An 18045-nucleotide genomic window follows, 5' to 3' on the forward strand; every position below is an offset into this window, starting at 1 on the left:
CTCCGAGGCCGCTCGGCTTCGCTGCCGCTCGGTCTCATGACCGCTCGGTGAGCTCCTCGAAGAAACGCTCGACGGCCGGCCACATCCGGCCGCCGCCGGACAGGCCGCGCCATTCGCGGCGGATCACGGCGAGCATGCGGAAGCAGTCGTCGATCGGTGTGATCCAGTGGTGGTCCTGACCGTGGACGGTGTTGACCAGCAGCGCCTCCACGTCCGGTGTCATGCCGGCGAGCGGCGGACAGCCGGCGACCGCCCGCCGCCAGGCCGCCGCGTCCACCTCCCAGCGCATGGCACCCGCCGGGCTCGGCCCCTCCGCGGTGACCGAGCCGTCGGCGCGCGGTACGAAGAAGACCAGCCCGACCGGGACCCCGAGGGCCGCCGTGTCGACCTTCGGGAGGCGGACCCGGCGGGTGGGGACCAGCCGGAGCCGGCCCTCACCCTGCAGGGTCTCGGCGAACAGCACCGAGCAGGGACGGCAGGCACAGCGGACCTCGGCCTGCCCGGTGTCGTACAGATGCGGATGGTCCTCGGCCACCGGAGCGGCGCACAGGTCGCACACCTCCGCCCCGGCAGCCGTCTGCAGGTCGGCCGAGGAACGGATGAGGCGGGCCAGGGCCCCTTCGACGCTCACCGGGCCTCCTGTGACCGGCGCAGGGAGTCCAGGGGGACGAAGGCGGGCGCCGGGGGCTCGGGCACCGGCTGCACGTCGGCCAGCTCGGGAGCCGCGGCGAGCACCGCCTCCCGGACGACGTCGGTCATCTCCGTCGTACCTCCGCCGCACCCGGAACCGCAACCGCCGCCCGTGGCCAGCCGCACCCGGCCCACCTCGCCCTCCACACCGGCCCATTCGACGTCGCCGCCGCGCTCGCGCACGGCGGGGCGCAGCCGCTCGACCGCGCGGGCGGCCCGGCACTCGGGGGAGTCGGGATGGATGTCGTGCAGGACCATGAGGTGGTCGAGGAGCTCGTCGTCGGCGAGCCGCTCGGCCAGCGGTGCGTCGGCGCCGTCGAGGACCCGGGCGAGCGCCTCGCCGTAGACCTCGGTCAGCAGGCGCACCGCCTCGACGGCCGAGCTGCCGAGCGGGCCCGGGGCGGACTCCAGGCTCTCCAGCAGCGAGTCGAGGCGGGCCAGCCGCGCCTCGACCGCCGGGCCGTCGAGCCGCCCGATGCCGGCCATCACATCAGCCGTCACATCAGCCATGACTCGCTCCGTAGGTCGGCGAGTGGGTGACGGTCAGCGTCTTGCCCTTGCCCGTGTACATGTGGACACCGCACGGCAGACAGGGGTCGAAGCTGCGGACCGTACGCATGATGTCGACGCCCTTGAAGTCGTCGGGGCCGTTCTCCTCGAAGATCGGCTGGCCCATGACGGCGTCCTCGTAGGGGCCGGGCGTGCCGAACTTGTCGCGGGGGCTGGCGTTCCAAGGGGTCGGCGGGTACGGGTGGTAGTTGGCGATCTTCTTGTCCTTGATCACCAGGTGGTGGGAGAGGACCCCGCGCACGGCCTCGTGGAAGCCGCAGCCGATCGCCTCGTCCGGCACCTCGAAGTCCTCGAACACCTTGGTGTCGCCGGACCGGACCAGCCCCATCGCCTCGTCCAGGAACTGCAGGGCCATGGCGGCCGCGTAGGCGACGAAGTACGGCCGGGCGCGGTCCCGTTCGAGGGTGTTGGACCACTTCGGGATCTTCCACTCCAGCGTGGTCTCCGGCAGGCTCTCGCCCTTGGGCAGCGAGATGCGGACGCTGTGGCCGGTGGCCTTGATGTACGGCGTGTCGACGATGCCGCTCAGCGCGGTCGACCAGAGCCGGGCCAGCGGGCCGCCGCCGGTATCGAGGGCGAGGTGGTCGCCGGTGCGCTGGTCGAACCAGCGCGGGCTCATCACCCAGCTGTAGTTGCCCTCGAAGTCCCGCTTCTGCGGCACCGGGAGGGTCGTCTGGTTCCACGGGTGCCGCATGTCGACGGGGTTGCCCAGCGGGTCGTGGGTGACGAACGGGTCCTCGTTGACCCAGTCCTCGTAGAACGAGCTGCCCAGCATGATCCTGAGGCCGAGGTTGATGTCGACCAGGTTGTTGGTGACCAGCTGGCCGTCGACCACGATGCCCGGGGTGACGTACATGGCCTTGCCCCAGCGGTCCATGTTCTCGTACTTGTAGTCGACCACCTTCGGGTCCTGCCAGGCGCCCCAACAGCCCAGCAGGATGCGGCGCTTGCCGACCTCCTCGTAGCCGGGCAGCGCCTCGTAGAAGAAGTCGAAGACGTCGTCGTTCATGGCGACGGCCTTCTTCACGAAGTCGATGACGTGCATCAGCCGGCTGAGGTAGTCGGTGAACGCGGTCGGCGACGGCATGGTGCCGACACCGCCCGGATAGAGCGTGGAGGGGTGCACATGGCGGCCCTCCATCAGGCAGAACATCTCGCGGGTGGTCCGGGAGACCTTCAGGGCCTCCTTGTAGACCTCGCCCTCGAAGGGGTTGAAGGCCTTCATGATGTCCGCGATCGTCCGGTAGCCGTGGATGTCACCGCGCGGCGCGGTGGTCTTCTGCGCGCGGGCCAGGACGCTCGGGTTGGTGGCCTTGACCATCTGCTCGCAGAAGTCCACGAAGACCAGGTTGTCCTGGAAGATCGTGTGGTCGAACATGTACTCGGCCGCCTCGCCGAGGTTCACGATGTGCTCGGCCAGCGGCGGCGGCTTCACGCCGTACGCCATCTGCTGGGCGTAGTCGGAGCAGGTGGTGTGGTTGTCGCCGCAGATGCCGCAGATGCGGGAGGTGATGAACCCGGCGTCGCGCGGGTCCTTCCCCTTCATGAAGACGGAGTAGCCGCGGAAGAGGGAGGAGGTGCTGTGACACTCCACCACCTCCTTGTTGGCGAAGTCGATCTTCGTGTAGATGCCCAGGTTTCCGATGATCCGGGTGATCGGATCCCAGGACATGTCCACGATCTGCGCGGGCTTGCGCCCTTTCTGCCGGGCCTCGGTTGTCATCGGTGTTCGCTGACCTTTGCTGTGGGGGGACTTGGGTGGGGGACGACGCGTGGTGTGTCAGGGGCGCCAGCGCGGGGCGTAGCCGCTGGTGAGCTTGCGCTTGTTGTGGCGCCACCTGGGTTCGTGGTTCACCAGCTCGTTGGTGAAGCCGCGCAGCCGGCGGATGACCGCGCCGTACGGCTTGATGGCCAGCGAGGAGAGTGTGCCGCCGGGCGGCTCGTCCATGAACGGCATGAACGCGTCGGGGAAGCCGGGCATGGTGCAGCCGATGCAGATGCCGCCGACGTTCGGGCAGCCGCCGACGCCGGCCATCCAGCCCCGCTTGGGCACGTTGCAGTTCACGACCGGGCCCCAGCAACCGGTCTTCACCAGGCACTTGGGTGAGTTGTAGTCGGCCGCGAAGGTCGCCTGCTCGTAGTAGGCGGCGCGGTCGCAGCCCTCGTGCACCGTGCGGCCGAACAGCCACTGCGGGCGCAGCATGTGGTCCAGCGGGGGCGGGGGCGCGGTGCCCGCGGCGTGGTAGAGCACCCACACCAGGGTCTCCATGAAGTTCTCCGGCTGGACCGGGCAGCCCGGGATGTTCACCACGGGCAGTCCGCCCTGTGACTTGTACTCCCAGCCCAGGTAGTCCGCGAGGCCCATGGAGCCGGTCGGGTTGCCGGCCATCGCGTGGATACCGCCGAAGGCGGCGCAGGTGCCGACGGCCACGACCGCCCAGGCCTTGGGCGCGAGTTGGTCGATCCACTGGTTGAGGGTCTGCGGCTGGCCGGTCTCCGGGTCGTTGCCGAAGGAGGTCCAGTAGCCGTCGCCCTCGATGATGTTCTGGTTCGGGATCGACCCCTCGATGACGAGGATGAACGGCTCCAGCTCGCCCCGCGCCGCCTTCCGGTAGGGAGCGAGGAAGTCCTCGCCGCCCAGGCTCGGCGACAGCACCTTGTTGACCAGGTTGACCTTGGGGACGCCCGGGATCAGACCGAGGACCAGGTCCTCGATGGAGGGCTGGTCGGCGGCCGTCACGGAGACCGTGTCCCCGTCACAGCTCATGCCCTCGGAGATCCAGAGGATGGTGATCTCGTCGAACCCCTGGTGTTCCCCGGCTCGGCCGGGTTCGCCGCCGACGGCGGTGGTGCCGCTTGTGGTGCTCATACGCTAGGCCTCCGATGGAGAGGGCCCCGGGGACGGCGTGGTCGCCGCCTCTGGATCCGGGACGTCGGTGCCCCCGAGCGGCTCGACTTCGTCGGGCCGGAAGTAGTGGAAACGGCCGTACCAGCCGTGCAGTTCGGCCGCCGGATCGTCGTCGACGGTGACGGCGAGATGAGTGCTGCCGTCCACGTCGTGGAAGACGGCGGCCACGGTCGCGGTCCGTCCGGCCAGGAACATGTCCTGGGCGTCGGCACCCTTGCCGCGCGGACGGAGCCGCACGGGGCACCCGCCGCCGACCCGCACGCCACCGACCAGGACCGTGTCGGTGGCCGGAGAGAGCCCGTCATCGACACCCTCCTGCCACCAGACGGGCCGGCCGGTGACGGGGGGTTGGCCGTGGGGTCGGCTGGTGGGTCGGCCAGCGTCGAGGGGTCGGTCGTCGGGTCGGCCGGTGACGGGGGGTTGGCCGTGGGGTCGGCCGGTGCCGGAGGGTTGGCCAACGGGCCGGTTGCCGACCGGGGGTTCGCCGCCGAGGCGGTTGCTGATCGGCGACTCGCCGCCGGTGCGGTCGTTGCCGGTTCGCCTGCCGCTGGAGCGGCGACCGCCGGTTCGGTGGTCGGTGGCCCGGTCGTTGTCGGTTCGGTCGGCGCTCGTTCGGTCGCTGCCGGTGTGGTCGTTACGCATGTGGTCGCCGTCGGAGCGGTGATCGCCCGTTCGGCCGCCGCCGGTTCGGTCGCCGCCGGTTCGGTGGTCGGTGGCCCGGTCGTTGCCGGTTCGGTCGGCGCTCGTTCGGTCGCGGCCGGTGTGGTCGTTACGCATGTGGTCGCCGTCGGAGCGGTGATCGCCCGTTCGGTCGCCGCCGGTTCGGTCGCCGCCGGTTCGGTGGTCGGTGGCCCGGTCGTTGCCGGTTCGGTCGGTACTCGTTCGGTCGCTGCCGGTGTCGTCGTTACGGATGTGGTCGCCGTCGGAGCGGTCACCGTCTGTTCGGTCGCCGTCTGTTCGGTCGCCGTCGGTCCGGGTGCCGCCGTTCCTGTTGTTGCCGGGGCGTTCGTCGGCAGGCCTGAGTGAGCGGATTGCCCCGTGGAGGCGTCCGAGCACCTCCGGTGGCATGGTGTCGACGCGGTCGAGGATCTCGGCGGCCCGCGGATCCGTCGCCCGTGCCTCGCGCTTCTCCTCGTCCGTCAACAGCATCGTGCGCAGCGTGAGGATCTCGTCGATCTCACCGGCGTCGTGCAGGTCCCCAGGGCTCTCCGGCGCCACCTGCGGATGGTCGGGGAGGATGATCGGCGAGGAGAGCAGCAGGGCGGACGCCGAGCCGTCCTCGGGCGCGGTGGCGGGCGGTGCGCCGCCCAGCACCGGGAACGTGAAGTCGTTACGGCAGCTTCGGGCGGCCTCCTGGAGGCCGGTGCCCGGGTCGATCAGGGAGACGAACTCCGCGCCCTCGACGCCGAGGAGGGTGTGGGTGGCGATCAGGGCGTGGCGGAGCGTCCGGTCGCGGGGGGCACCCGGATCCGCCGTCAGCCCCTCGTTGGCGGTGCGCACCCGGAGCCGGAAGAGGCCCTCGCCGAGCCGCTCGGTCACGAGCGTGGTGCTCGCCCGCAGCTCTTCCCGGCGCCGTACGATCCGCCCGGCGCCCGAGGGCAGCGCCTCCGTGTCGACACCGGCCGGTGAGCCCACGGCAACGGTGTGCTCACCGCGGTCCAGGCGGTCCAGCGGGACCGCGAGGTCGGTCTCCCGTGGCACCGCCTCCTCGAAGGTCAGCTGCACCGTGCCGTCGTCGCAGGTGAGCGAGTCGACAGGCTGCCCCCGGCCGTTCTCGACCTGCTTGTGCTGCAACTGCAGATACCGCACCCGCAGCCGCAGGACCGCGTCCGGTCGGCGCACCCGCAGCAGGCACTCCGTCTGCTGGTACCAGGAGTCGGCCGAACCCGACACGCCCGGGCTGACCGGGCCGTCCGCCTCCACCCGGTCCCGGGGGAGAAGGACCCCGAACTGCCAGCGGGCACGATTCTTGGGCGAGGACCGCCGATAGGGGTAGAGGAGGTAGCCCTCGTAGAGGACGGCATCGGCGACGGCGCTCAGCTGTTCGAAGATCGGTGCGGGACGGTCGGAGCCGTCCACCGGGGCAGTGCGGGGCGCTCTGCCGTCGACCAGTCCCTCGGCCATGCAGCCTCCTCGGATCCGTAGGCGCGCCCATACCTTCCACCACGGTCACATCGGTCACGCCGACTCGCCTCTTCTGGCTGAGCGGGGTTAGGCCGTACGGGTGGGCTCGGGGGTGCGCCGGATCAGCCTGCGGAGGCGGTCCGCGAGGGGTGGTCCGGGCGGACCGAGAAGGCGATGTCGCCGACCTGCGCCACGATCGCGTCCCGCACGAGGAGCAGGCTCGGCACGGTGCTCTCGGCCGAGGCCCCGGGTGCGGCCACCTTGGCCGTGCTCCACCGCCGGGCGCCGGTCCGCCGGTCCAGGGCGAGCAGCCGGCCGTAACGGTTGACGAAGTACAGCTCGTCGTACGTCGACGAGTACACCGGCGTGGACAGGTTCTCGATCTGGGTCTCCCGCTGCCACACCCGGCCGGCGTCGCCCGGCCGGAGCGCGGTGACCGTGCCGTCGGGCCCCACGATGCACACGACGCCGTCGACCAGGGTGACCGTGCCGTGCCGGACGGCCTTGAAGGGGACCTTGACGACGGCGCCGGTGGCCGGGTCCACCCGGATCAGGCCCGTGTACGACAGGTTCTGCAGGTCGGTCGACTCGTAGGTGTCGGCCGGCGGCTTCTGCACCGCGAAGAGCAACTCCCCGTCCACGCTGCCGAGGGGGTGCGACAGTGCGGGCAGGGTGGCGAGTTCACGGGCCGTGCCGTCGGCCGGGTCGAGGCGCAGGACGCTCATCGAACCGTGGGTGGGATCGTCCTCGGCCGAGCACAGGCCGTACGGCACACCGTCCACGACCGCCGGATCGCATGCGGGGCCGGAGGCGGACTTCGCCGGGGTCCGCCACAGGGCCCGGCCCGTGCGGGCGTCGAAGGCGGCCAGGTGCGACCTGTCGTCCGGCACCACGAGCACACCGCCCTTGAAGAGGAGCGCGGGACGGTCCTGACCGGTGTTGACGTCGGTCGACCACAACTGCTTCCGGGTGCCGGGGTCGAGGGCGACCAGCCGCTGAGGGTGGAACGTGTTCTCCGAGTACTTCTTGTCGTACGTGTAGAGGATGCCGTCGCGGGCGCCCGCGGCCAGCGTGGTCTGGAGGTTGGTGCCGTACCGCCATACGACGCGTCCGGTGGCGGCGTCGATCCGGGCGGTGGTGAAGCCGGTCCCCGCGCAGTACACCGAGGAGCCGTCCGCTGTGCAGCCGCTCTGCGTGCTGTCCAGGAAATTGCCCCCACTGCCCCGCACGGTCTTGAGCAGGCTCGCCCGCCAGGGCCGGTAGCCGATGGGCAGCGTGGGGGAGGGCGGGGTGGAACTCCGTTGGGCGGCAGGGGCCTTCGCGGGGGAGTCCGAGTCCGTCACCACGGTGTAGACGGTCAGCGACACGGCGGCCACGGCCAGGGCCGCGCCGAGGGCGGCGAGGCGGCGCCGACGTCTGCGGACGGGAACCGCGGTGGTGCCGGTCTCGCGCGAGGGGCCTGGAGCGGTCGGCGGGGGCACGGCGGCGGAGTCGGGCAGGGTCGCCAACAGCTGCTGCAGTTCGGCCAGTCGGGGCCGGAACTCCGGATCCTTGGTCAGGCAGCGCTCCGCGATGTCGCTCAGCGGATACGGGACCCCCTCCAGCGTCGGCGCCTCGTGCATCACCTGATAGCCCGTCAGGTACGGGCTGCCGCCGTCGAAGGGGCGGTTGCCGGTGGACGCGTACACCAGGAGCGAGCCCAGCGAGAACACGTCCGAGGCCGCCGTGACGTCACGGGGCGCCGTGAACTGCTCCGGGGACATGAAGGGCGGTGTCCCGATCAACCGGCCCGTCACGGTGAGGAGTTCGTTGTCGGCCGCCCTGGAGATGCCGAAGTCGATGACCCGCGGCCCGTCCTCCGCCATCAGTACGTTGCTCGGCTTCAGATCCCGGTGCACCACTCCGGCCTGGTGGATGTCCCGCAGCGCCTCGACCAGTCCCAGCCCGAGCGCGCGCAGCTTGCGCCCGCTCAACGGCCCGTCCTCCGCGACCACTTCGGCGAGGGTGCGGCCGGGTACGTAGAGCGTCGCCATCCACGGCTGCTCGGCGTCCGGATCGGCGTCGACCACGGGTGCGGTGAACGCGCCGCTCACCCGCCGGGCCGCGGCGACCTCCTGCTTGAAACGGGTGCGGAACTCGTCGTCGAGTGCGTACTGGGCGTGGACGACCTTGACCGCGACCTGCCGTCCCGAAGGGGAGTGCGCGAGATAGACGACGCCCATTCCGCCGCTGCCCAGCCGGTCGACGAGTGTGTAGCCGCCGATGGAGCCGGCGGCCCCCGATTCCCCGGTGCTCAGCGGCATTCCCGCTCGCCCTTCCCACTACCCCTGCGCCACAAGGCCGTTCAGGAGGCTCAGCCTAGGCCCTGCCGGTGCTGGAACCCGAACCGCTGCGACACTTCGGGACGAGGTCAGGGGGCGACGAACAGGGCGGGGAAGCGGGGCCCGAGCCAGGGTTTGCGGCCGAAGGCGAGCACCTGGCCCCGGGCCATGGCGAGCCAGGGGTTGCGCCGGCCGAGGGCGATGAGCAGGAAGGCGACGGGATCGATGACGATCGTGCAGTCCGGGCGTTCCTGCGGCTCGGGCGCCACATGCACGGTGCCGTCGGTGAGGGTGACCCCGAAGGCGCTGTCGCCACCGCGCAGCCGGATCGTGTAGCGGGCGGTCAGTCCGGCGGTGACCGAGCGGTCCGCCACGGCCGGCATCACCGAGAGCATGAACGGCATGCACCACCCGACCCGCTCGGCATCGACCATGTGCGGGCGCCGCAGCGCACGGGCGAGGTCGTAGCCGTGGCCCAGCATGTGCGTGAGCAGGTAGGAGCCGAGTACGGACCGGTCCATCGGGCCGAGCGGGGTGACCGGCGCAGGACCGTCCGCCGTGGCGGCCAGGGCGTCCACACTGCGCTCGGCCTGTGCCGTGATCATCGCCGCGAGCGGCTCGGCCCGGCGTTCCCCGAACACGGCCAGCGACTCGGCGTTCGCCGCCGCCAGGCTCTGCGGGGTGCCGTTCCCGTACGGGCGTTCCCGGCCCTCCGCCAGGTCGGCCATCAGCTCGTTGGCCAGCGCCAGATGGGCCGCCGCCTCGCCGACCGTCCACTCCGACCCCGGTACGGCGGCACTCGTGTCGGCCGCGCCGACCAGCACCGCCGCGATGTCGGCGGCGCTCTGCCGTATCGCCTGCCCGAGCCCTTCGCGCAGCGCTCCCTGGACGTTCTGCCGTGCCGCCTGATCCACGCCGGTTGCCCCTTTCTGTCGCGCGGTACCCAATCAGACGTTCGGGCGCACGACAAGCCCCGGGGGTGGTCAGCGAGAGCAGTGCTCGCGCGGTGCGTGCGGAGGAGGCCATCGGAGGTGGCGCCCCGCGGCCGTGCAAGGACTGGGGTGTCACCACGGTTCGAGCACGCCGGGAGTCGGGTTGTGTGAGGCATCGCAGGGATGCCACGTCGCCACGCCGGAGGGCTGAGCCATGACCACCCCGATCCCCGTCTACTTCATCCACGGGCTGTGGCTGCACAGCGCCTCCTGGCAGCCGTGGGTCGATCTGTTCCGTCAGGAGGGCTACGAGCCGTCCGCCCCGGGTTGGCCGGGGGACCCCGACACCGTGGCGGAGGCCCGGGCGAACCCGGAGAGCATCGCCGACCACGGCATCGACGACGTCGTGGAGCACTACGCGGCACTGATCGCCGCACTGCCGTCGCCGCCCGTCCTGATCGGCCACTCCTTCGGCGGCATGATCGCGCAGAAGCTGCTCGGCCAGGACCGCGCCGCCGCGGCCGTCGCGATCGACGCCGCGCAGATCAAGGGCGTACTGCCGCTGCCGTTGTCGGCGCTCAGGGCCACCCTCCCGGTGTTCAGGAACCCCGCCAACAAGCGCCGCTCGGTGTCCCTGACCGCCGAGCAGTTCCGGTTCGCCTTCGGCAACGCGATCCCCGAGGAGGAGTCCGCGGAGCTGTACGAACGCTGGACCATCCCCGCCCCCGGCAAGCCGCTCTACGAGGCGGCCTCGGCCAACTTCAACCCGCACTCCCCGGCGAAGGTCGACACCGAGAACTCCGGGCGGGGCCCGCTGCTGCTGATCTCGGGCGGCAAGGACCACACCGTTCCCGAGACCGTCACCCGCGCCACCCTCAAGCAGTACCGGCACTCCGACGCCGTCACCGACATCATCGGCTTCCCCGAACGCGGGCACTCCCTGACCATCGACGGCGGCTGGCGCGAAGTCGCCGAGACGGTCCTGGCCTGGCTGGGCCGGCAGAACCTGGGGACCGCGCGATGACGACGAGCACCTCCGGGCCCGCCGCCTGCGACCTCGGTCTGGCCGGGCAGACCGCCGTGGTCACCGGGGCCGGGCGCGGCATCGGCCTGGCGATCGTCGAGGCTCTTCTCGGCGCCGGAGCTCGTGTCGTCGCGGGTTCACGGAGCCGCAGCGACGGCCTTGACGCCCTGGTCAAGAACGGTGCCGAACTCACCGTCGTGGAGCTGGACCTGACCGAGCCCGACGCCCCGGCCGCGCTGGTGGCGGAGGCGGTCGCCGGGTACGGCGGCGTGGACGTGCTGGTGAACAACGTCGGCGCGGTGCGCCCGCGGGTGGACGGCTTCCAGGCCGTGTCCGACGCCGACTGGGACTGGGCTTTCACGATCAACTTCATGGCCGCCGTGCGGGCGACCCGTGCAGCGCTGCCCCACCTGATCGCGAGCGGCGACGGACGGATCGTCACCGTCTCCTCGGTCAACGGGCGTCTGCCCGATCCGCTGGTCATCGACTACAGCGCCGCCAAAGCGGCGCTGACGAACTTCTGCAAGGCCCTGTCCAAGGAGGTCGGGCCGGAGGGCGTCCGCGTCAACACGGTGAGCCCCGGCCCGGTCGAGACGGCGCTGTGGAAGGGCGCGGGCGGTGTCGCCGACACCGTTGGGCAGTCGCTGGGCGTCGACCCGGGCGAGGTGGCCCGCAACGCCGCCGGGGCGGCGGCCACCGGCCGGTTCAGCACCCCTGCCGAAGTCGCCGACCTCGTGCTCCACCTGGCCAGCCGGCGCTCGGGAAACATCACCGGCGCCGACTTCGTGATCGACGGCGGCATGACCGACGCCCTCTGACCGCCGTACAGCCGCAGGGCCCGCAGCCGGACCTCCCCGCCGCCCGGCCCTGCTCAGCCCCGACCGATGGAGTCGCCTTGACCCGCTTCTTTCCCACCTTCGAGCCGACGCCGGAGCGTGAACCGTTCTGGTTCCTCGGGGGCCAGGCCAGGATTCTGCTGCCCGGCAGCGCCACCGAGAACAGGCTCAGCCTGATGGAGTTCGCGGACCCGGCCGGGCACGCACCGCCGCACCACGTCCACGAGGACGAGGAGGAGGTCTGGTTCGTCCTGGACGGCGAGGTGACCTTCTTCGTCGGCGACCGACGCCACGATCTGACACCCGGCCAGGTCGCCTACGGACCGCGCGGTGTCCCGCACAGCTACCTGGTGCGTTCGCCCGAGGGCGCGCGCCTGGCCGTCCTGTTCAGCCCGGCCTGGATAGAGGAGTACTTCAGGGCCAACGGCACCCCGGTCGCCGAGGCCGGCGACCTGCCGCCGGCCTTCGACCTGGGCGCGGTGGTCGCCTCGGCCGAGGCGTTCCACCTGCGGGTCACCGGCCCGCCGCCGACGTCGTGAGCGCTGCCCCCTGACCGACGGGCCCGCGCGGGGCAGCGGCGGGACCGCGCGTACGGACATGGCCCCCGCGCACCTGCGAGCAGGCGCACCGGCCATGGTCGAACGCCGTGACAACGGGCCCTGAAGGGGCATGCCGGCGGCTCGATCCCGGCGATGACGGACGGCGCGCGGCCGACGGGCTGCTGCCGCAACCTGCCGACGTGGCCGGGCCGTTGGGGGACGCCGCCGGGCCGCCGGGCGGCTGCTCCCCGGCGGCCGGGTGGAAGAACCGCGCGGACACTGGCTGGTCCTGGGCCGAGGCGAATTGAGAGCCCGGCGCACCCTGCTCTCCCGTTCAGATCGTCGGCCGCGGCGCAGTACCCTGACCTTCCAGACAGGCCGAGTCCGGGGACCCGGCTGATGGGGGGAACGTGGAGCTCATCGGCCGGGATGATCAGCTGGATCTGTTGCGCCGGCTGCTGGCCGAACCGCGGAGCCACGGGAGCGCGGTGCTGGTCCGCGGGGCGCCCGGCATCGGGAAGACGGCGTTGCTGGCCGAGACCGCCGCCCTTGCCGAGGGGCTCGGTTACCGGGTCCTGCGCACCAGCGGTGTCGAGGCCGAGAGTGACATCCCCTATGCCGGTCTGCAGCTCGTCCTGCGCCCACTGGCCGCAGGAGCCACCGAGCTCGCCGCGCCGCACCGGCAGGCCCTCGACACCGCTCTCGGTCACGCCGAGGCCGGTGTCCCCGACGTCTTCCTGGTCGGTCTGGCGGTTCTCAACCTCCTGGCCGACGCGGCCGCGGCCGCACCGGTGCTGGTCCTGGCCGACGACGCCCAGTGGCTCGACGACGCCACCGCCTGCGTCCTGGCCTTCGTGGCGCGCAGGGTCGGCACCGAGCCGGTGGTCATAGTGGGAGCCGCACGCGACGGCTACCGGTCGCGTCTGAACTCCGACGAACTCACCTCGGTGACCCTCGGCCCGCTCACCGACGGCCAGGCCACGGAGCTCCTGGCGGACCGCGCCCCCGATCTGCGGCCGACCGCGCACCGCCGACTGCTGACCGAGGCCGCCGGGAACCCGTTGGCCCTGACCGAGCTCTCCCGCACCCTCGGCGCGTCGGCGGATCCGCACGTCTCCCGGCTGCCCCTCACCGAGCGGCTCGAACGGGCCTTCACCGACCGCCTGGAGACCCTGCCCGACATCACCCGCAGCCTGCTGCGGATCGCGGCCCTCGACGACAGCCCGTCGCTCCCCGAGATCTACCGCGCGACCCGGCAGCTCACCGGTATGAAGGCCGGAACCGCGGAACTCGACCCGGCCGTGCGCGCCCGGCTCGTCCAAGTCGTCGGCACGGAGCTGCGGTTCGGGCATCCGCTGATGCGCTCGGCGATCCACCAGACCATGCCCGCCGGCGTCCGCCACGCCGCGCATGCCGCACTCGCCGCCGTGCTCGACGAACATCCGGACCGGCAGCTGCGCCACCAGGCCGCCGCGGCCGACGACCCGGAGGAACCGGTCGCCGCCGCGCTGGAGGACGCCGCTCACCGGGCCGCACACCGGGGCGGCATCGCGGCGGCCGTCACGGCCCTCGAACAGGCCGCCGCACTCAGCGAGGACGCCCACCGCAGAGCGGAACGGCTGCTGCGCGCCGCGGACTTCGCCGTCGAGCTCGGCCGGCCCGAAACCGTGACCCGGCTGCTGGACCAGGCACTCACCGGGCCGTTGTCACGACGGCAGCACGCCACCGTCGTCTGGCTGCGCGGCAGCTTCGACGAGGGACTGCACAGCCACTCGTCGGGCGCCAACTCCCTTACGGCACTCGCCGAGGAGATGGCCGCGGAGGACCGTGCGCTGGCGCTGCGGATCCTGTGGAGCGCCGCGCAGTTGTGCTTCTGGTCCGACCCCGGCCCCGAGGGGCGCCGCAAGGTCCTGCAGGCCGTGGAGCGGATGGAACTGGACGAACTCGATCCGTGGCGGCTGGCCATCTGTGCCTACGCCGCGCCGATCGACCGCGGCACCTTCGTCCTGGACCGTGCCCGGCATGCCGCCCTGCAGGAGGGCGACGGTGGCCGCGCCTACCGCATGCTCAGCACCGCGTCCCTCCTCGCCGGCGGCTTCGACCTGGCTCGGGAGTTCTCCACGGTCGGCGGCGCACCGCTGCGCGCCCAGGGACGCCTCGGGCTGCTCGCCCGGACGGTCGGCGCGGACGCGTGGAGCGCTCTCGTGGTCGGCGACCTCGGCGCCGCGATCGCCGCGACCGAGGAGTCACGAAAGCTGGCGCGCGAGACCAGCCAGACGATGATGTACGCGCTGATGACGGCCACCGCGGCCAAGCTGGCCGCGCTCCGCGGTGACGCGGACTCCGCCCTGGAACTGGCCGAGGAGGCGGAGGAGATCGGGCTGCCGGCCGGTGCACGGCCGGTGCTGGCCACCGCGTCGATGGCCCGTGGACTGGCCGCGCTAGGCGCGGGGCGGTTCGAGGAGGCCTTCGGCCATTTCCGCCGGCTGCACGATCCGGCGGATCCCGCGTTCCAGGTCGCCCTGCGGCTGACGGCCGTGGCCGACCTCGTCGACGCCGCGACGCACTGCGGGCGGCCGGCAGCCGTACTCCCGATCGTCGCAGAGCTGGAGGAGGTCGCCACGGTGACCTCCGCGCCGGTGCTGCACGCCGATCTGCGGCTGGTCCGGGCCCTGCTGGCCGCCGACGAGGACGCGGACCTGCTCTTCGCGGGCGCGTTGAGCGCCGATCTCAGCGCCTGGCCGCTGATCAGGGCCCGTACCCGCCTGGCCTACGGCGAATGGCTCCGGCGCCGGCGGCGCAGTGTCGAGTCCCGCGACCACCTCCGTGCCGCCCGCGACATGTTCGACGCGCTCGGCGCGATCCCCTGGGGGGAGCGGGCCCGCCGGGAGCTGCGCGCCGCCGGCGAGACCAGCCGCCGCAGGGCCCCGGACGCCAGGGACCAGCTGACCGCCCACGAGCTGCAGATCGTCACGCTCGCCGCCGACGGGCTCACCAACCGCGAGATAGGCCAGCGGCTCTATCTGTCGCACCGCACCGTCAGCTCCCATCTCCACCGGATCTTCCCCAAGCTGGGTGTGGTCTCGCGCGCCGAACTGCGGACGGTGGTCAGCGCACTGCGCTGACCACCGTCACATGACGCTCGCTTCCGTCCGTACGGCGCTCCTAGCGTTTTCCAGGTCAGGACATCGACAAGCGGGGGAGCGGTCCCATGGTGTGGAACGGCGTCCAGCACGCGTCCGGGCCGCCGTTGGTCGGCCGCCACGCCGAACGCGACGCCATCGCACGGCTGCTCGGCGCGGTGCTCGACGGCCTCAGCGGAGCACTGGTCCTGACCGGCGAACCCGGGATCGGCAAGACCAGGCTGCTGGAGTACGCCGCGGACCGGGCCGCGGAACTCCGCGTGGTCCGGCTGACCGCTGTTGAGTCCGAGACAGGTCTCGGCTACGGCGCGCTGCACCGGCTGCTGCGGCCGTTCCTGAACCGGACGGGCCGGCTGCCCGGGCCGCAGCGGGCCGCGCTGGACGCGGCACTGGGCCTGGTGTCGGCGCCGCCCGCGGACCGTTATCTGGTCGGGCTGGCGACGCTGACCCTGCTGTCCGAGGCCGCCGCCGACCAGCCCCTGCTGTTCCTGCTGGACGATGCGCAGTGGCTGGACCGGGAGTCCGCCGAGGCGCTCGCGTTCACCGCCCGCCGGCTGCACGCCGACTCCCTGGGCCTGATCATCGCTGTCCGCGACGGGCTCGGTGCCGGCGGTCTGTTCGACGCGCTGAACGTGCACTCCGTGACCGGTCTGCCCGAGCCGGAGGCCAAGGTCCTGCTGTCCGCCGTCCCTCGGCGGGTGGACGAGGACGTGGCCGAACGGATCGTCGCGGGCAGCGGCGGCAACCCGCTCGCGCTGCTGGAACTGGCAGACGCCCTGACCTCCGAGCAACTCTCCGGTATCGCCCCCTTGCCCGATCCGCTGCCGGTGAGCCGGCTGCTCGAGGGCCACTTCCTGCGCCTGGTCAGGGCCCTGCCGCCCGAGACCGCAACCCTGTTGCTGCTGCTCGTGGCGGCCCCCTCGGACGACACGGCGATGATGTGGCGGGCCGCCGGGCGGCTGGGCCTGTCCGCCCGCGCCGTCCAGCCCGCGGTCGCCGCGGGAATCCTCGACCGGGACATACCTACGGCCTTCCGGCATCCCCTGATCCGCTCGACGGTCTACGCCGGAGCCGCACCCGGCGAGCGCCGCCGGGTGCACGCGGCCCTGGCCGCCGCCTGCGACGCCGTCCGGGACACGGACCGCCGTGCCTGGCACCGGGCCGAGGCCGCCGAAGGCCTGGACGGCCGCGTCGCCGACGACCTGGAGGCCGCCTCCGAGCGAGCCCGCTCCCGCGGCGGCTACTCGCAGCAGGCCCTGTTTCTCTCGCGCGCCGCCGAGTTCACCGGCGAACCGGACAAACGGGCCGAGCGGCTGCTCGACGCGGCGCGGGCCCACCTGATGGCGGGCGACGCGCCGGCGGCACGGACCGCACTGGACCTGGCCGGCGCCGACATCCACGGCCCGGTGATGCGCACGCGCGAGCTGCGGATGCGAGCGACCGCGCAGATGTTCCAGATCGTCGTCGCCGACGTCCCCGCGATGCTGATGGACGCCGTGACCAGGCTGGGGCCACAGGACCCACGGCTGACCTGGGAACTGCTCTGCGAAGCGCTGCACGCCGCGATGGTCGCCCACGACCGCACGCGGGGCACGTCGCTGACCGAGGTCGCGACGGCCGCCGTCGCCGCGCGGCACGCCCCGGACTCCACCGTGGGCGGCCGCGACCTGCTGATGGAGGGTCTGGCCCGTCGCGTGGCCGAGGGCTACGAGCACGGCGCGCCCGTACTGCGCACGGCCCTGGACGGGCTGCGGAGCGGCGGCCGGATCGGGGACGCGAACAGTCCGTTCGCGGTGATGCTGTCCATGGCCTGCGACGACCTGTGGGACGTCCAGGCGGGGCGTGAACTCACCGACCGCCTGGCGACGGCGGACCGCGACGCCGGCGCGCTGTACGCGCTGTCCATGACGCTGCTCGTCGAGGCGCGCTACGAACTCTGGGCCGGACGGTTCACAGAGGCCGAGGTCCGCTACGCCGAGTTCGACGACATCGCGGCGGACACCGGTTTCCCGGGCGGCGGAGACATCAACCGGCTCCACCTGTTCGCCCTCACCGGCCGGGAGGCCGAGCTGCGGGCGGCCGCACGGCGCACCGCGGAGATGAGGGGCATCGGCCATGGCCTGCTCCAGCTCCTGGCGCAGCACGCGCTGACCCTGTTCGAGCTGGGGCAGGGCCGCTACCGGCAGGCAGGGAAACACGCTCGCGCGGTCTTCGAGGAAGACCCCCCGGCCTGCGGCAACCTCGTTCTGCCGCTGCTCATCGAGGCCGGGGTGCGCACCGGCGACCGAGCCGGCGTGGGCGAAGCCCTGGCCCGGCTGGAGGAACGTGCCCCGCTCGCCGGTACTCCCTGGGCACTGGGCACCCTGGCCCTCGGCCGGGCGCTGACGGCGGACGGCGACGATGCCGAGAAGTCCTACCAGGAGTCGGTCGAGCTGCTGGGGCAGGGCCCGCTGGCCCTGGAACAGGCCCGCTCCCGGCTGCTGTTCGGCGAGTGGCTGCGCCGTTGCAAGCGGCGCTCCAACGCCAGGAAGCAGTTGCGCGCGGCCTACGAGAGCTTCGACGCCTTCGGCGCGGTGCCGTACGCCGAGCGGGCCCGGATCGAGCTGCTGGCCACCGGCGAGACGGCCCGCAGGCGGACGGAGGAGACTCGGTTCGATCTCACACCACGGGAACGGCAGGTGGCCTCCATGGCCGCCTCGGGGCTGACCAACGGGGAGATCGCGACCCGGTTGTTCGTCACCGCCTCGACCGTCGAGTTCCATCTGAACAAGGTGTTCCGCAAGCTCGGCGTCACCTCCCGGAAGCAGATCCCGCACGCGATCGGCGAACCGGGCCCGGCGACCGAGCACTGACCGTCAACCGCCGGATCCTGCGGGGGCCGACCGCTGCTCCGGGGTCCGACCCCGGTGCGAGCCGCGGCCGCGGATGATGGGCTGGGGCTTCACCAGGTACGGAGGA

The 18045-nt window shown here is 72.4% G+C and carries 12 protein-coding genes; 5 read left to right on the plus strand and 7 right to left on the minus strand.

Annotated features, from left to right (window positions below; genetic code table 11):
- Nucleotides 1–34: 34 nt before the first annotated feature.
- From EDD90_RS49240 to EDD90_RS49275, 7 genes are all read right to left on the minus strand, one after another.
- Nucleotides 35–631, minus strand: coding sequence for a DUF5947 family protein (locus EDD90_RS49240; protein ID WP_123979536.1), 597 nt, complete (start codon nucleotides 629–631; stop codon nucleotides 35–37).
- Complete coding sequence (locus EDD90_RS49245; protein ID WP_260328573.1) at nucleotides 628–1200, minus strand: NifU family protein; 573 nt, start codon at nucleotides 1198–1200, stop codon at nucleotides 628–630. The genes EDD90_RS49240 and EDD90_RS49245 overlap by 4 nt, the downstream gene beginning before the upstream one ends.
- A complete protein-coding gene (locus tag EDD90_RS49250; RefSeq protein WP_123979538.1) occupies nucleotides 1193–2983 on the minus strand; it encodes a nickel-dependent hydrogenase large subunit in 1791 nt (596 codons plus the stop codon). Before EDD90_RS49250 ends, EDD90_RS49245 begins: the two co-directional genes overlap by 8 nt.
- A gap of 57 nt (nucleotides 2984–3040) precedes the next feature.
- Entirely contained in the window at nucleotides 3041–4129 is a 1089-nt protein-coding gene (locus tag EDD90_RS49255) for a hydrogenase expression protein HypE (RefSeq protein ID WP_123979540.1), read from the minus strand.
- Nucleotides 4130–4132: 3 nt separating this feature from the next.
- Nucleotides 4133–6292 carry a hypothetical protein gene (locus EDD90_RS58040; protein ID WP_260328574.1) on the minus strand — a complete coding sequence of 720 codons (2160 nt, stop codon included), beginning with the start codon at nucleotides 6290–6292 and terminating at the stop codon, nucleotides 4133–4135.
- Between the two features lie 122 nt (nucleotides 6293–6414).
- The gene (locus EDD90_RS49270; protein WP_123979542.1) at nucleotides 6415–8595 is read right to left on the minus strand and encodes a serine/threonine-protein kinase; all 2181 of its coding nucleotides are present in this window, start codon (nucleotides 8593–8595) and stop codon (nucleotides 6415–6417) included.
- Between the two features lie 107 nt (nucleotides 8596–8702).
- Nucleotides 8703–9527, minus strand: a complete 825-nt coding sequence (locus tag EDD90_RS49275; RefSeq protein WP_123979544.1) for a maleylpyruvate isomerase family mycothiol-dependent enzyme — start codon at nucleotides 9525–9527, stop codon at nucleotides 8703–8705.
- 232 nt (nucleotides 9528–9759) lie between these two features.
- Here EDD90_RS49275 and EDD90_RS49280 point away from each other — a divergent pair, with 232 nt between their 5' ends.
- From EDD90_RS49280 to EDD90_RS49300, 5 genes are all read left to right on the plus strand, one after another.
- Nucleotides 9760–10569 (plus strand): carboxylesterase, encoded by an 810-nt coding sequence (locus EDD90_RS49280; RefSeq protein WP_123979546.1) that lies wholly within the window; start codon nucleotides 9760–9762, stop codon nucleotides 10567–10569.
- The gene (locus EDD90_RS49285) at nucleotides 10566–11387 is read left to right on the plus strand and encodes an SDR family NAD(P)-dependent oxidoreductase (RefSeq protein WP_123979548.1); all 822 of its coding nucleotides are present in this window, start codon (nucleotides 10566–10568) and stop codon (nucleotides 11385–11387) included. Before EDD90_RS49280 ends, EDD90_RS49285 begins: the two co-directional genes overlap by 4 nt.
- A gap of 77 nt (nucleotides 11388–11464) precedes the next feature.
- Nucleotides 11465–11944 carry a cupin domain-containing protein gene (locus EDD90_RS49290; protein ID WP_123979550.1) on the plus strand — a complete coding sequence of 160 codons (480 nt, stop codon included), beginning with the start codon at nucleotides 11465–11467 and terminating at the stop codon, nucleotides 11942–11944.
- Between the two features lie 410 nt (nucleotides 11945–12354).
- Entirely contained in the window at nucleotides 12355–15069 is a 2715-nt protein-coding gene (locus EDD90_RS49295; RefSeq protein WP_123979551.1) for an AAA family ATPase, read from the plus strand.
- An 86-nt stretch (nucleotides 15070–15155) separates the two neighbouring features.
- Nucleotides 15156–17939, plus strand: a complete 2784-nt coding sequence (locus EDD90_RS49300; protein ID WP_123979553.1) for an AAA family ATPase — start codon at nucleotides 15156–15158, stop codon at nucleotides 17937–17939.
- Nucleotides 17940–18045: the final 106 nt, after the last annotated feature.

The sequence above is a fragment of the Streptomyces sp. Ag109_O5-1 genome, assembly GCF_003814875.1.
Classification (GTDB): Bacteria; Actinomycetota; Actinomycetes; order Streptomycetales; family Streptomycetaceae; genus Streptomyces; species Streptomyces sasae.